Below are 14,207 nucleotides of genomic sequence, written 5' to 3' on the forward strand. Positions count from 1 at the left end.
AGCCCGCCGTACGACGTCTGATCAGCGGCCGAGAGCGCGGCGGCCGCGGCCCTGGGACAGGACGGGGAGGTTGCGGGACGGCGCGCCGCCCTGAGCGCGCGTGTCCTCCTCGATGCGCAGGGCCAGCGCCGGGCAGCGGCGCACCGCGCGTAGAGCCTTGTCCTCGGCGTACCGCGGCACCTTCGCCTGCGCCACGGTCGGGAAGCCGTCGGCGCCGAGCTGGAACACCTCGGGGAGGATGTCCGCGCACAGGCCGTGGCCCCGGCACAGCGTCCAGTCGACGAAGATCTTCTGGCGGCTGGGGCCGTTCTCCTCGGACTCGCCGCCGCCCGGGATGCCCGTAGGGGCCCTGCCGCCCTCGAAGAGCGGCAGAACGCCCTCCACGGGCCGTCCGCAGCCGTTCCCGAGGACATGGGCGGCCAGGTCGTCCGTGAACGCCTTGATGGTCGACTCGATGAACATCGCGGAGCCGTCGGGATGCGAGCACGCGCCGCGTCGCTTCACGTTCTTGGCGACCTGCTTGAGGGCTTCCAGGGCGGCCGGTCCGCCGCCGTTGAGGATGTCCTCCAGGCCACGCGCGGCGGCCGGCAGGCCGAGGTAGCAGGGGCCGCACTGGCCCGCGCTCTCCTCCGCCAGCCATTGGGCGACACGCAGTGACTCGCCCAGGGGGCAGGTCTCCTGAGTGATCGGCAGGATCGCGCCGGCGCCGAGCGCGCCGCCCACCGCGTCCAGGGAGTTGCGGGAGACGATCGCCTCGTTGACCGTCGCCGCGTCGATCCACTTGCCGTGGTAGCCGCCGGTGAGCACGCCCTGGGGCACCGGCGGGGCGCCGGCGAGCTGGAGGACGTACCGCAGCGGCACGCCCGTCGGGACCTCGATCACCATGGGGCGGGCGACCGCACCGGAGACCGTGAGCATGACCGTGCCCGGCTCGTCGTACAGGCCGGTGTTGCCGTAGCGCTCCGGGCCGATGCGGGCCGCGATGGCCAGTTGGGCGAACGTCTCGGCGTTGGACAGCAGCGTGGGCGCGCCGCCGACGCCGTTCTGCGAGGCGCTGACCTTGCGGCCCGGCGGGATCGCCGGTCCGCCGTCGATGGAGCGGATCAGCGACGCGGCGGCGCCGGTGACCATACGGACCGGGTTGCGCTGCACACGCGCGCGCAGAGCCGATCTGCGGCCGTTGCTGAGCCCGCGTTCGGCGAGCGCGGCCTCCATGGAGCGCTGTGTGGACTCACGGGTGACCCCCACCACGAGCGTGCGGGCACCCAGTGCTTCGGCGCACAGCAGCGCGCCGTCCAGGATCAGGTGCGGGGCACGGTTGATGAGCACCGTGTCCTTGCGGCAGGCCGGTTCGTCCTCGCTGCCGTTCACGACGACGACCGGCCGGACGCCGCGTTTGATCGCCGCCTCGGCGACCGAGCGCAGCTTCTTGTGGAAGGGGAAGCCCGCGCCGCCGCGGCCCTTGAGGTTGATGCGTTCGGCGAGTTGCGCGAGCTGCTCGCCGCCCATCGGCTCGAGTGGCCCGTGCACCTTCAGGTGCATGGGCAGATCGAGCCGATCGACAAGGTCGAAGCCAGACGTGAGCTGGGGAAGGCCGACCACGCGGACTTCGGGTACGTCAGGCAAAGCCTCGTTCACTTAAAGCCTCCGGAAGGCGTGTTCCAAGGTTCGCCCGAGCCCGGAGCGTCGAAGTCGTAGGACGCACCGGGCAGTGTTTCAGTGGCGGGACCGCTGTTGTACGTGTCGTTCGGGTAGTACGTGTCGTAGACGGCGTTCGTCTCACCCGTGTCGTACACGTCACTCGATCCGTAGCCGGCGGCGCCTGGATTGCCATAGGCCGGGATGCTTTGTCCGGTGTCCTGCAGGGGGTCGTAGGGCGGGATGTTGAAGCCCGTGTCCTGGAGCGGGTCGTAGGCCGACGGCGGAGCCTCGCCGACCGGCGGCGGGGACGGGATCGGCCAGTTGCCCGAGGTGCTGGAGGGGCCGTCCACGGTCGGGATGGTCTGGGTGGGCTGCATGTCCAGCGGCAGTTCCGCGCGGTCGGTCGGCCCCGGTGCGAACGCCTGCTGGCCCAGGGGCGGGCTCGAGACGGCCCGGTAGGCCGCGGCGAAGCCGTTCGTGGACTCCTGCGGCGCGGCGCGCTCCGCCTTCTCGTACAGCGGGCCCGACGGGGAGGCCATGGCCCCCACGGGCTTGTCCCGGCTCCCGTAGCCGGGCAGCGCGGAGCCCGTGCCCGCCCGGGCCCGGCTCTCCTCCAGGTCCCTGCGCCCCTGGCTCTCCCCCGGGCCGATGAACTGGGCGAACTTGTCGGCGACCTTGCGCTTGACCGGGCGCGGAGCGGCGCGCAGGGCGAGGGCTCCGGCCACACCGGCCAGGGACAGGCAGTACAGGATGACGAAGATCGGCTTGGCCTGGCGGCCCGCGTAGAGGCCGTGGACCAGGGCGGCGCACCAGGCCGGGTAGGCCAGCATGTGCATGGCCCGCCAGCGGGCCGCGACGGGCGCCGGGGACGCGAAACGGTTGCGCAGCGCGCCCGTGACGCCCACGAAGATCATGAGCATGCTGGCCAGGGTGCCGAGGCCGACGAGGAACGACCGGCCCATGATCTCGTCGTTGTCGCTGGCGATGAGCCCGAAGGGGATGAACACCGCGACCCACGTGGTGTGGGCGAGAGCCAGCTTGACTCCGATGTGCACCAGGAGGAAGACGATCGAGGCGACCGCGGTGGTCCGGTGCACGGCCTGCGCCAGGATGCGCCTGCGCGTGTCCAGCAGGACCCGGTCCTGGGCGACGAGGCCCCAGATCACCGAGCAGGAGAGGAACACGAGGGACAGCACGCCGGCGCCGAAGTCGAGGAACTCGGCGAACGTGTCGTCGACCGTGGAGTCGTAGTTCGTCACGGCCGGCCTCCCCACATCCCGGTGACCGGGCGTAGCGAGCTGTTACTGCGATGAGCGTTCATGGGGGCAACTCCGAGCGGTTCGGGAAAGCGGTCCCGCTGCTGCACTCTAAGCGGCGCCATACCGATGGGTACGAGGTTTGAGTTATTGCGTTGTTATCAAAGGACAATGTGGCTGTTGTGATGTCCCATAGCGGCTGTTACGCGAAGTAACTTTTGACCCATGTTCAGCTTTTTGGGTGCCGAGACAGCCCCTCGGAAGCGCGTCGCGGTGCGAAGGGGGGCTGCGGTACCCTAACGCCATGCGTGCCGTACGCCTTCTGCTTAGCGGGCCGCGCTGATCAGTCCCGGCCACCGGACGAGTCGAGTGGCCGGAATCGGCGCGGCGTCCCCTCCTGTGTGAGGGGATTTTTCGTTTCTCGAACGACACAGCCGCAGGCAGAGACGATCGATGGAGCTTTGAGGATCATGAGCGAGACGAACCCCGCTGCCGCCTCCGAGGTGGCAGCGCCGCACCGCTACACGGCCGCGACGGCTGCCGAGATCGAAGCACGCTGGCAGGACTTCTGGGACGCCGACGGCACCTACGGCGCGCCCAACCCGAAGGGTGACCTGGCGGGCGACCAGGGGACCGTCGCCAGGCCCAAGAAGTTCATCATGGACATGTTTCCGTACCCCTCGGGTGCGGGTCTGCACGTCGGCCACCCGCTGGGCTACATCGCCACGGACGTCTACGCCCGCTTCCAGCGCATGACCGGCCACAACGTTCTGCACACCCTGGGCTTCGACGCCTTCGGCCTGCCCGCCGAGCAGTACGCGGTGCAGACCGGCACGCACCCGCGCGCGTCCACCGAAGCCAACATGGAGAACATGAAGTCCCAGCTGCGCCGGCTGGGCCTGGGCCACGACAACCGCCGGTCGTTCGCCACGATCGACCCGGAGTACTACAAGTGGACCCAGTGGATCTTCCTGCAGATCTTCAACTCCTGGTACGACCACGAGGCCGGGAAGGCCCGCCCGATCTCCGAACTGATCGACCGGTTCGAGTCGGGTGAGCGGCCCGTACCGGGCCACACGCGCGCGTGGAGCGAGCTGAGCGCCGCCGAGCAGGCCGACGTCCTGGGCGAGTTCCGGCTGGCCTACGCCTCCGACGCGCCGGTCAACTGGTGCCCCGGGCTGGGCACCGTGCTGGCCAACGAGGAGGTCACCGCCGACGGCCGCTCCGAGCGCGGCAACTTCCCGGTCTTCAAGGCCAAGCTGCGCCAGTGGAACATGCGCATCACGGCCTACGCCGACCGGCTGCTGGAGGACCTGGAGGAGCTGGACTGGCCCGAGGCCATCAAGCTGCAGCAGCGCAACTGGATCGGCCGCTCCGAGGGCGCCCGCGTCGACTTCCCCATCGACGGCGAGCGCATCACGGTCTTCACCACCCGCCCGGACACCCTGTTCGGCGCCACCTACATGGTGCTGGCGCCCGAGCACCCGCTGGTCGAGAAGTTCACCCCGGCCGCCTGGCCGGAGGGCACCCACGAGGCGTGGACCGGCGGCCACGCGACCCCCGGGGACGCCGTCGCCGCCTACCGCGCGCAGGCCGCGTCCAAGTCCGACGTGGAGCGGCAGGCCGAGGCCAAGGAGAAGACCGGCGTCTTCATCGGCGCCTACGCGACCAACCCGGTCAACGGCGAGCAGATCCCGGTCTTCATCGCCGACTACGTGCTGATGGGCTACGGCACCGGCGCGATCATGGCGGTCCCGGCACACGACACGCGTGACTTCGAGTTCGCGCGCGCCTTCGAGCTGCCGATCACCTGCGTCGTCGAGCCGACCGACGGCCGCGGCACCGACACCTCGACGTGGGACGCCGCCTTCGTGTCGTACGACGCGAAGATCGTCAACTCCACGGGCGAGGGTGTCTCCCTGGACGGCCTGGGGGTCGTCGACGCCAAGGCGCGCATCACCGAGTGGCTGGAGCGGTCCGGCATCGGCGAGGGCACCGTCAACTTCCGGCTGCGCGACTGGCTGTTCAGCCGTCAGCGCTACTGGGGCGAGCCCTTCCCGATCGTCTACGACGAGGACGGCATCGCCCACGCGCTGCCCGAGTCGATGCTGCCGCTGGAGCTGCCCGAGGTCGAGGACTACTCGCCGCGCACCTTCGACCCGGACGACGCCGACACCCAGCCCGAGACGCCGCTGTCGCGCAACGAGGACTGGGTCAACGTCACGCTGGACCTGGGCGATGGCCGTGGTCCGCGCACGTTCCGCCGCGAGACCAACACCATGCCCAACTGGGCCGGTTCCTGCTGGTACGAGCTGCGCTACCTGGACCCGCACAACAGCGAGCAGCTGGTCGACCCGGAGATCGAGCGGTACTGGATGGGCCCGCGCGAGGGGCAGCCGCACGGCGGTGTCGACCTGTACGTCGGCGGCGCCGAGCACGCCGTGCTGCACCTGCTGTACGCGCGCTTCTGGTCCAAGGTGCTGTACGACCTGGGGCACATCTCCTCGGCCGAGCCGTTCCACAAGCTGTTCAACCAGGGCATGATCCAGGCCTACGTCTACCGCGACAGCCGTGGCATCGCGGTGCCGGCCGCCGAGGTGGAGGAGCGCGACGGCGCCTACTACTACCAGGGCGAGAAGGTCTCCCGGCTGCTGGGCAAGATGGGCAAGTCCCTGAAGAACGCGGTCACTCCGGACGAGATCTGCGAGGAGTACGGCGCCGACACACTGCGGCTGTACGAGATGGCCATGGGCCCGCTGGACGTGTCCCGGCCCTGGGACACGCGCGCGGTCGTGGGCCAGTTCCGGCTGCTGCAGCGGCTGTGGCGCAACATCGTCGACGAGGCGACCGGCGAGGTCACCGTCGTCGACGCCGAGCCTGACGAGGAGACGGTGCGCGCCCTGCACAAGGCGATCGACGGCGTGCGCGGAGACCTGGAGGGCATGCGGTTCAACACCGCCATCGCCAAGGTCACCGAGCTGAACAACCACCTGACCAAGGCGGGCGGGCCGGTGTCGCGGTCCGTGGCCGAGCCGCTGGTGCTGATGGTCGCGCCGCTGGCCCCGCACATCGCCGAGGAGCTGTGGCGCAAGCTGGGACACGAGGACTCGGTGGTCCACCAGGACTTCCCGGTGGCCGACCCGGCGTACGTGGTCGACGAGACCGTGACCTGCGTCGTCCAGATCAAGGGCAAGGTCAAGGCGCGGCTGGAGGTCTCGCCGTCGATCGCCGAGGACGAGCTGGAGAAGGTCGCCCTGGCCGACGAGAAGGTCGTCGCCGCGCTGGGCGGGGCCGGGATCCGGAAGGTGATCGTGCGGGCGCCGAAGCTGGTGAACATCGTTCCGGCGTAGCCGCCAGGCACCGCGGACCGCTCTCGGGGTGGTCCCCTACGGGCAGGTTCGGGGTTTTTCTGGAACTCCGGGCCTGCCTGTTGCGTTTACCGTTGAAGAGCGGCGCGGATGTGCCGAGACGCCTGAGGAGGAGTCGGTGGAAGCAGTGATCGCAGTGTTCGCCCTGCTCTTCGTGCTCTTTCTCGGACTGGGTGCGTACGCCACGGTGAAGGTGGTCGGCGCCGCCAAGCGCGGCGTGGACCGCGGCATCACGCAGGCCCGCCGCACGGTCGAGGACCACACCCTGCGGGCGAAGTCCTTCGCCCAGCCGGGCGCCGCGGGCGAACTCGCCCAACTCCGGCTGAAACTGCGCACCTCCATGCGTGCCACCCAGGACGCGCTGCACGCGGCCGTCGCCGAGGACGAGTCCCTGAAGGAGTCCCTCGGCCTCTTCGAACGCCTCAGTGCGCACGGGCACGAGCTGGACGACGAGCTGAAGCGCCTGGAGTCCGAGCCCGACCGCGGCGCGCTCGGCGAGCGGCTGCCCGAGCTGCGCGAGCGCACCGAACGCATCACACAGTCGGCGGACGCCCTGCGCTGGGCGGCCCGCGACCGCGCCCACCGCTTCGCGGGGGACGACCTGGACACGCTCAGCGCCCAGATCGAGATGGAGGCCGGGGCACTGCGGCACTGGACGTCGGGGCCGGAGTCCCGGCCCGCCGCCTCGCCGAAGCAGAAGCCGGAGACGCAGTCGGAGCCGCAGCCGGAGCCGGCCGCGAGGCCGTGGCCCGAGGCGCCCGCCGCCGATGCCGCCACGGCCGGGCAGACCTGGCCGGAGACCCCGCAGCCGAACCCGGCGCAGGAGCCGGCGCGGCCCGCCATCAGCGCGCCGGGACCGCGCCCGACCTACCCCTGGCAGAAGAAGCCCCGCCCCGAGAGCACCACTTGATCCGGCCACTCGCGTCACAGGGCGCGGGGGCCGGGCTGCCGTATGGGCACTACGGCAGGTAACCTCCAGCTCATGTCCCGCCATGTCGCGATCGTCACCGATTCAACGGCCTACCTGCCGGCCCGGACGATGGAGCGCCATGGCATCACAGCGGTACCTCTGACCGTCGTCCTCGGCGACCGGGCACTGGAGGAGGGCACGGAGATCTCTACCCGCGCCCTCGCGCAGGCTTTGCAGAAGCGGCGCCCCGTGACGACCTCGCGGCCCAGCCCCGCCCTCTTCGAGGAGACATACCGCAAGGTCGCCGAGTCCGGCGCCACCGGCATCGTCTCCCTCCATCTCTCCGCGGAGCTCTCCGGTACGTACGACGCGGCCGTCGTCGCCGCGCGGCAGGCGCCGGTGCCGGTGCGGGTGGTGGACACCGGCATGATCGCGATGGCGCTCGGCTTCTGCGCGCTCGCCGCGGCGGAGACGGCGGAGTCGGGCGGCACCATGGACGAGGCTGTGACGGCCGCGGAGAAGCGGGCCGCGGGTACGTCCGCCTACTTCTACGTCGACACCCTCGACTATCTGCGCCGCGGCGGCCGTATCGGTGCCGCGCAGGCCCTGCTGGGCTCGGCGCTCGCGGTGAAGCCGCTGCTGCAACTGGCCGACGGCCGTATCGAACCGCTGGAGAAGGTGCGGACCGCGTCGAAGGCGATCGCCCGCCTTGAGGAGATCGCGGCCGAGCGTGCGGGCAGCGCCCGGGTCGACGTCGCCGTCCACCATCTCGCCGCCCCGGACCGGGCGTCGGCCCTCGCCGACCGGCTGCGGGCACGGGTGCCCGGGCTCGCCGATCTGCATGTCAGCGAGGTCGGGGCGGTGATCGGGGCGCACACGGGGCCCGGGTTGCTGGGGGTCGTGGTTTCGCCGCAGTGAACGGTCACGGCGGGGCGCGGCGGCCTCTGATCACCCGTGTGGGTGGCCGCGATTTCCACAAGCCGTCCGTTGTCCCCGGGAATTGACCAAGATCATCGCGAGTGTGCCGGGGTGGCCGATCCTCGTCGCATGGCACTTCGATCACGTTCACGCACAGCGACTGCGACCAGCGGGCCGGGCCGTGGACCGGCGTCCGACGGCCGCGTCCGCCACCGCCGCCACCGGCCTGTCGCACGCGGCCGGGCACGGCATCGTCAGGCCTCGGCGGAGGAACTCCGCCGACGCGCGGAGGTGCTCTTCGGCGAGCATGCCGAACGGGCCGGGGGACGGCGGGAGTCGGGGCACGGTCCGCCCGAGGAGACGGTTGCCGTAGGACGTGCTGGGCGCGGGCTGGATCGGCCGGGGGCGGGGGCCATCGCGGAAGCCGGTGTGGAATCTGATGCGGAGTCTGTCCGTGTCCCCGCCGGTGCCGGTGCCGGTGCCGGTCTCGGTGTCGGCCACGGCATCGGCGTCCGTTTCGGTGCCGGTGTCGACGGTGGGGCGGGCGCCGGGACAGTCGGAGGGGACGGCCGGCTTGGGGAAGGGACCTGGCGGGAGCGGGTCGGGCTCGCGGTGCGGGAGCGGATGCCCGTGTGGTTGCAGGCGAGGTGTGGCCTGGAGCCGCGGAGCGTGCTGGCGTTGACAGTGGTGCTCGTCGTCGCCGCGGCGTTCGCGGTGCAGCACTTCTGGGCGGGCCGGACCCAGTCCGTGCGGCCGCCCGAGGTGGTGCGCGCGGCGGCACCCTACGAGCAGCAGGGGCAGCAGGGACAGGGCGGACAGGCCGAGGCGGAACGAGGAGGGGGTGGGCCCGCGGGGGCGGTGAAGGCGACAGGCGGGGCGGGTGCGGCAGGGGCGGCCGAGATCGTCGTGGACGTCGGCGGCAAGGTCCGTGAACCCGGGATCCACCGGCTGCCGGCCGGCTCACGTGTGGCGGACGCACTGCGCGCGGCGGGCGGGGTGAAGCCCGGCGCGAAGACCGACGGCCTCAACCGCGCCCGGTTCCTCGTGGACGGGGAGCAGGTGATCGTCGGAGCACCGGTTCCCGCTGCGGGGACTGGGGCGGGGACCGGGGCGGCCGGTACTGCTGCCGGGGGCACGGGCGGTGCGGCGGCGGGCGGTGTGATGCCGGGGGCTCCCGTCTCGCTCAACACGGCCACCGCCGACCAGCTCGACACCTTGCCGGGGGTCGGCCCGGTGCTGGCGCAGCACATCATCGACTACCGCACGCAGCACGGCGGCTTCCGGTCGGTGGACGAGCTGCGCGAGGTGAACGGCATCGGCGACCGGCGCTTCGCCGATTTGCGGAACCTCGTACGGCCATGAGGAGGGCCCATGAGCCGTCGGCGCGGCAGGACGGGGCGGCGCCTGAGACGTTCACCGCCGGATCGGTCCTTCCCACCACCGGGGCTGCCTCTCCCGCCCGTTCGTCCGTGCACGCCGCTTCCGGCAAGCGGCTGGGCAGCTCCCGTCCGCGGCAGGAAGGACCCACGGACCTGCGGCTCGTCCCACCGGCCCTGGCGGCCTGGGGCACGGCGGCACTGGTGCTGGACGCGCCGCCGGGGTGGGTCCTCGCCGTCGTGACCGGCTGTCTGGCCGCCGTCGGCCTGCTGCCACTCGCCCGGCGGGCGGGGTGGGCCTCCTGGCCGCGAGCGTCGGCCGCAGCCGTGCTGCTGTGCGTGGCCGCGGCTGCCGCCTCGGCCGGGCTGCACGGGGCCGATCTGCGCCGGGGACCTGTGCCCGGCCTGGCGCGGGAGTACGCGACGGCGACCGCCGAGGTGGAGCTGACCTCCGATCCCCGGCTCACCCGGCCGAAGGTCCGGGGCGATCACGTCACTCCGACGGCCGTGCTGATCGAGGCCGAGGTGCGGCGCGTGCGGCAGGCCGGCGGCGCGACCGTGGGGACGCGGACGCCGGTGCTGATGATCGTCGACCCGGGGCCGGCCGGACGGACGGCCGAGGAGGGGCGGTCGGCCCCCGCGGGTGAGGCGACGGGGGGCGTGGGGGACGGGCGGTCGGCCTCCGCGACCGGGGCCGTCGAAGGCGGGCGGCCTGCCGCGGGTGGGCCGGTGCGGTCACCGTGGATGGGGCTGCTGCCGTCGACGCGCCTGCGGGTCAGCGGGCGGCTGGCTCCCGCGATGACGGGCGGTGACCGGGTCGCGGCGGTGCTGCGGGTCCGGGGCCGGGCGGAACCGCACGTGGTCGGGGAACCGTCGGCCGCTCAGCGGCTCGCCGGGCGGTTGCGGGCCGGGTTGCGGGAGGCGACCGACGGACTGCCGGCGGATGCCCGGGCGCTGTTGCCGGGGCTGGTCGTGGGGGACACCTCGCGGATCACCCCGGAGCTGGTGGAGGCCTTCAAGGAGACCGACCTCACGCACACCTTGGCTGTATCGGGGGCAAATTTCACGATTCTGCTCGCCCTGCTGCTCGGCCCGCCGGGCCTGGCGCAGCACGCCGAGCGGCGGGGGCTCGCGCCTCGCCTCGGTGTCTCTCTGCGGGCGACCGCCGTGCTCGGGGGCGTGCTCTCCCTCGGGTTCGTCGTCGTGTGCAGGCCGGATCCGAGCGTGCTGCGGGCCGCCGCCTGCGGAGCCGTCGCGCTGCTCGCCCTCGCGACCGGCCGTCGCAGGTCACTCATCCCGGCGCTGGCGACGGCGGTCCTGCTGCTGGTGCTGTACGACCCGTGGCTGGCGCGGAGTTACGGGTTCCTGCTCTCCGTCGCGGCCACCGGCGCCCTGCTCACGCTCGCGCCGCGCTGGAGCGCCGGGCTGCGGCGGCGCGGGGTGCCGCCGCGGCTCGCCGAGGCGCTGGCCGCCGCTGCCGCCGCGCAGGCCCTGTGCGCGCCCGTCGTCGCCGTGCTGTCGGCGCGGGTGAGCCTGGTGGCGGTGCCGTGCAACCTGATCGCGGAGTTCGCGATCGCTCCGGCCACGGTGCTGGGCTTCGCCGCGCTGGCCACGGCACCGATGGCGATGCCCGTGGCCAAGGCCCTGGCGTGGTGCGCGCAGTGGCCCGCCGAGTGGATCGCGGAGGTCGCCCGTACGGGGGCCGCGCTGCCGGGAGCGGGCGTGGACTGGCCGGGCAGTTGGGCGGGTGCGGCGCTGCTCGCGGCCGTGACGCTGGTCGTGCTGCTCGTGGGGCGGCGGCTGCTCGGGCATCCCTGGTGGTGCGGTGTCTGCGGCCTGGTGCTGGTGCTCGTGTTGGTACAGCCCCCACCGGTGACCCGGGTGATCACGGGCTGGCCGCCGCCCGGTTGGCGGCTGGTGATGTGCGACGTGGGGCAGGGTGACGCCATGGTGCTCGCGGCGGGCGGTGGCGCCGGTGTGGTGGTGGACGCGGGACCCGATCCGCAGCTCGTCGACCACTGCCTGCGCTCACTCGGCATCACGAGGATTCCGCTGGTCGTGCTCACCCACTTCCACGCCGATCACGTGGCGGGCCTGCCCGGTGTGCTGCGCGGGAGGGCGGTGGCCGCGATCGAGACCACCGGCTTCGAAGAGCCCGCGGACCAGGCCGCGTTCGTACGCAGACACGCGGCGGCCCGGCGGGTTCCCGTGACGCGGGCCGCCGCCGGGGAACAGCGCCGCGCGGGGGAGTTGTCCTGGCAGGTGGTGTGGCCGCCCCCGAGCCCTCCACCGGGCCGGCTCCCGGACCTTCCACCGGGCCGGCTCCCGGCCCCTCCACCGGGCCCCCATCCGCAGGTGCTCCCCGCCCACCCGGCCCACCCGGTTCCAGAGGGGCCGAACGACGCCAGTGTCGCCATGCTGGTCCGGTCGGCCGGACTGCGCCTGCTGCTCCTCGGGGATCTCGAACCCCCGGCCCAGCGGGCGCTGGCGAGATCACCGGCGGCCGAGGCCCTGGAGAGGGTGGATGTGCTGAAGGTCGCCCATCACGGATCGGCGTATCAGGACCCGGGCCTGATGGGCCGGGCGGCCCCGCGGCTGGCTCTGATCAGTTGCGGTGCCGGCAACAGCTACGGCCATCCGGCGCCCGGCACGGTCGCGGCGTTGCGCGCCGGGGGTGCGGTGGTGCTGCGGACGGACCGGGACGGCGCACTGGCGGTCGTAGGAGAGGGCGGGAGGCTGAGGGTGGCGCGAGACTGAGGGCATGAACTCAGCACAGATTGACGCCTATCTCCGCCGTCTGGGAGCCGAGCACCCGGCGTGGCCCACCGTCGACGTGCTCCGCGAACTGCATCTGCGCCATCTGAAGGCCGTGCCGTTCGAGAACCTGTCGATCCATCTGGGCGAGGAGATCGTGCTGGAGGAGAAGCGGCTGCTGGACAAGGTGGTGGGCGCCCGGCGGGGCGGGTTCTGCTACGAACTCAACGGCGCCTTCGGGGCGTTGCTCGCCGCGCTGGGATACGACGTGGCGCTGCTCGCGGGGCGGGTGTACGGGGACGGGGAGCGGCTCGGGATCCCGTACGACCATCTCGCGCTGCGGGTGCGGACGGTGGACGGGGGCGACTGGCTGGCCGACGTCGGGTTCGGGGCGCACAGCCACCTGCCGCTGGCGTTCGGGGAGAGGGGAGAGCAGGAAGACCCCGGGGGCACGTTCCGGATCGTCGAGGCGCAGCCGGACGCGGCCGGGGTGCGCGGTGGGCACGACTCGGTGGAGGCGGCGGACCTGGACGTGATCCGCGACGGCAGACCGCAGTACCGCCTGGAGGTACGGCCACGGGTGCTCGGGGACTTCGTGGCCGGGGCGTGGTGGCACAGCACGTCGCCGGTGTCGCACTTCACGCGGTCGCTGGTCTGCTCACGGGTCACGGAGGACGGAGGCAGGATCACGCTCAGCGGCCGCAGGTTCACGGTGACCGGAGCCGACGGCCGCCGGGAGGAGCGGGAGCTGGGGACGGACGAGGAGGTGCTCGGGGTGTACCGGGAGCGGTTCGGGATCGAGCTCGGCTCGGTGCCGACGGTCCGGGGCACCGGCCAGGACGGCTGATCCGGGCCGCAGGGGCGGGCCGGAGCGGCGGGATCAGAAGGGGCAGAGGGGCCAGACACCGCACTTGGCCCACATGGGTGCTACTCGTGCGTAGTCCCAGCACAAGTGCTGGATTCCCGTGATGTGGTCCCGTGTTGCCTCGAAAGCCTCATCGGTGGTCGAATGCCTCTTCGGTGAACAGTGATCAAACCGCTGACTTCGAGTCGGACGAGGTGTCCAGATGATCGGCCGCTGGCTGGGAAACAGAACCAACCGGGTGCAACGGACGGGCCCCCTGGCGGCGGTGCTGACGCCGCCCAGCGCCGGCGTGCTGGCCTGCCGGGTGCTCGACCCGGTCAACGAGCCGGTGAGGCATGCCGAGTTCACGGTCACCGACACCATGGGGCGTCCGGTGGTCAGTGGGGGAGCGGACCCCTTCGGGTCGTTCATGACGACGGTGCCCGCCGGGGAGTACCGGCTCGCGGTGTCGGCGGAGGGGTACACGCCGTACCGGGCGACCACGCAGGTCGCCGAGAACTCGCTCGCCTCGCTCGGTGACGTGACGCTCCAGGTGGCCCGGCCGCCGGAGCTGCCCGAGCCCGGTGATTGGGAGGTCGAGTCGGCGCACTCCTCGATCGGGTTCACCGCGCGGCACATCGGCATGGCCCGCATCCACGGACAGTTCAAGTCCTTCGCGGGCGTCATACGGCTCGGCGAGCCGCTGGAGCGGTCGGCGATGCACGTGGTGATCGACGCGGCGTCCATCGACACCAACATGAGGATGCGCGACGACCATCTGCGGTCGGCGGACTTCCTGGACGTCGCGAAGTTCCCGACCCTGGAGTTCTACAGCGAACGGTTCGTGCACAAGGGCGGGAACCGGTGGGCGGTGACGGGGGCGCTGTCGCTGCACGGCGTGACGCGCACGGTCACGCTGGACACGGAGTACCTGGGGCTGGGCAACGGCATGGAGGGCGAGGTGCGGGCGGCCTGCCGGGCCACGACCGAACTGCACCGCGACGACTTCACGGTGAGCTGGCAGACGATGCTGGCCCGCGGCATCGCGGTGGTGGGGCCGAGCATCAAGGTCGACCTGGACGTGCAGGTCGTCCGCAAGGGCTGAGCGGCCGGTCCGCGAGCCGGTGTCGGACAATGGCC

General features: G+C 72.3%; 9 protein-coding genes. 7 read left to right on the forward strand and 2 right to left on the reverse strand.

The genetic code is table 11. From position 1 onward, the window contains the following. Positions 1-21: 21 nt before the first annotated feature. Together ACZ3I3_RS10315 and ACZ3I3_RS10320 are read right to left on the reverse strand one after the other, a co-directional pair. Positions 22-1,638 (reverse strand): NADH-quinone oxidoreductase subunit NuoF family protein, encoded by a 1,617-nt coding sequence (locus tag ACZ3I3_RS10315; protein WP_167537343.1) that lies wholly within the window; start codon positions 1,636-1,638, stop codon positions 22-24. Continuing rightward, a complete protein-coding gene (locus ACZ3I3_RS10320; RefSeq protein WP_467364066.1) occupies positions 1,635-2,900 on the reverse strand; it encodes a cytochrome b/b6 domain-containing protein in 1,266 nt (421 codons plus the stop codon). The genes ACZ3I3_RS10315 and ACZ3I3_RS10320 overlap by 4 nt, the downstream gene beginning before the upstream one ends. A gap of 467 nt (positions 2,901-3,367) precedes the next feature. On the opposite strand from ACZ3I3_RS10320, the gene leuS reads away from it, so the two are divergent. The 7 genes from leuS to ACZ3I3_RS10355 all read left to right on the forward strand — a co-directional run bounded on the left by leuS (position 3,368) and on the right by ACZ3I3_RS10355 (position 14,172). Then, a complete protein-coding gene (gene leuS / locus ACZ3I3_RS10325; RefSeq protein ID WP_467364067.1) occupies positions 3,368-6,247 on the forward strand; it encodes a leucine--tRNA ligase in 2,880 nt (959 codons plus the stop codon). Between the two features lie 136 nt (positions 6,248-6,383). Then, positions 6,384-7,175 carry a hypothetical protein gene (locus tag ACZ3I3_RS10330; RefSeq protein ID WP_467364068.1) on the forward strand — a complete coding sequence of 264 codons (792 nt, stop codon included), beginning with the start codon at positions 6,384-6,386 and terminating at the stop codon, positions 7,173-7,175. A 72-nt stretch (positions 7,176-7,247) separates the two neighbouring features. Next, positions 7,248-8,093 carry a DegV family protein gene (locus ACZ3I3_RS10335; RefSeq protein ID WP_467364069.1) on the forward strand — a complete coding sequence of 282 codons (846 nt, stop codon included), beginning with the start codon at positions 7,248-7,250 and terminating at the stop codon, positions 8,091-8,093. Positions 8,094-8,222: 129 nt separating this feature from the next. Then, complete coding sequence (locus tag ACZ3I3_RS10340) at positions 8,223-9,455, forward strand: ComEA family DNA-binding protein (protein WP_467364070.1); 1,233 nt, start codon at positions 8,223-8,225, stop codon at positions 9,453-9,455. 107 nt (positions 9,456-9,562) lie between these two features. Next, positions 9,563-12,226 carry a ComEC/Rec2 family competence protein gene (locus ACZ3I3_RS10345; protein WP_467364071.1) on the forward strand — a complete coding sequence of 888 codons (2,664 nt, stop codon included), beginning with the start codon at positions 9,563-9,565 and terminating at the stop codon, positions 12,224-12,226. A gap of 4 nt (positions 12,227-12,230) precedes the next feature. Continuing rightward, on the forward strand, positions 12,231-13,070 hold the full coding sequence (locus tag ACZ3I3_RS10350) for an arylamine N-acetyltransferase family protein (RefSeq protein ID WP_467364072.1): 840 nt from the start codon (positions 12,231-12,233) through the stop codon (positions 13,068-13,070). 220 nt (positions 13,071-13,290) lie between these two features. Then, the gene (locus tag ACZ3I3_RS10355) at positions 13,291-14,172 is read left to right on the forward strand and encodes a YceI family protein (protein ID WP_467364073.1); all 882 of its coding nucleotides are present in this window, start codon (positions 13,291-13,293) and stop codon (positions 14,170-14,172) included. Positions 14,173-14,207 lie beyond the last annotated feature (35 nt).

The organism is Streptomyces sp. NPDC016851 (assembly GCF_055562795.1).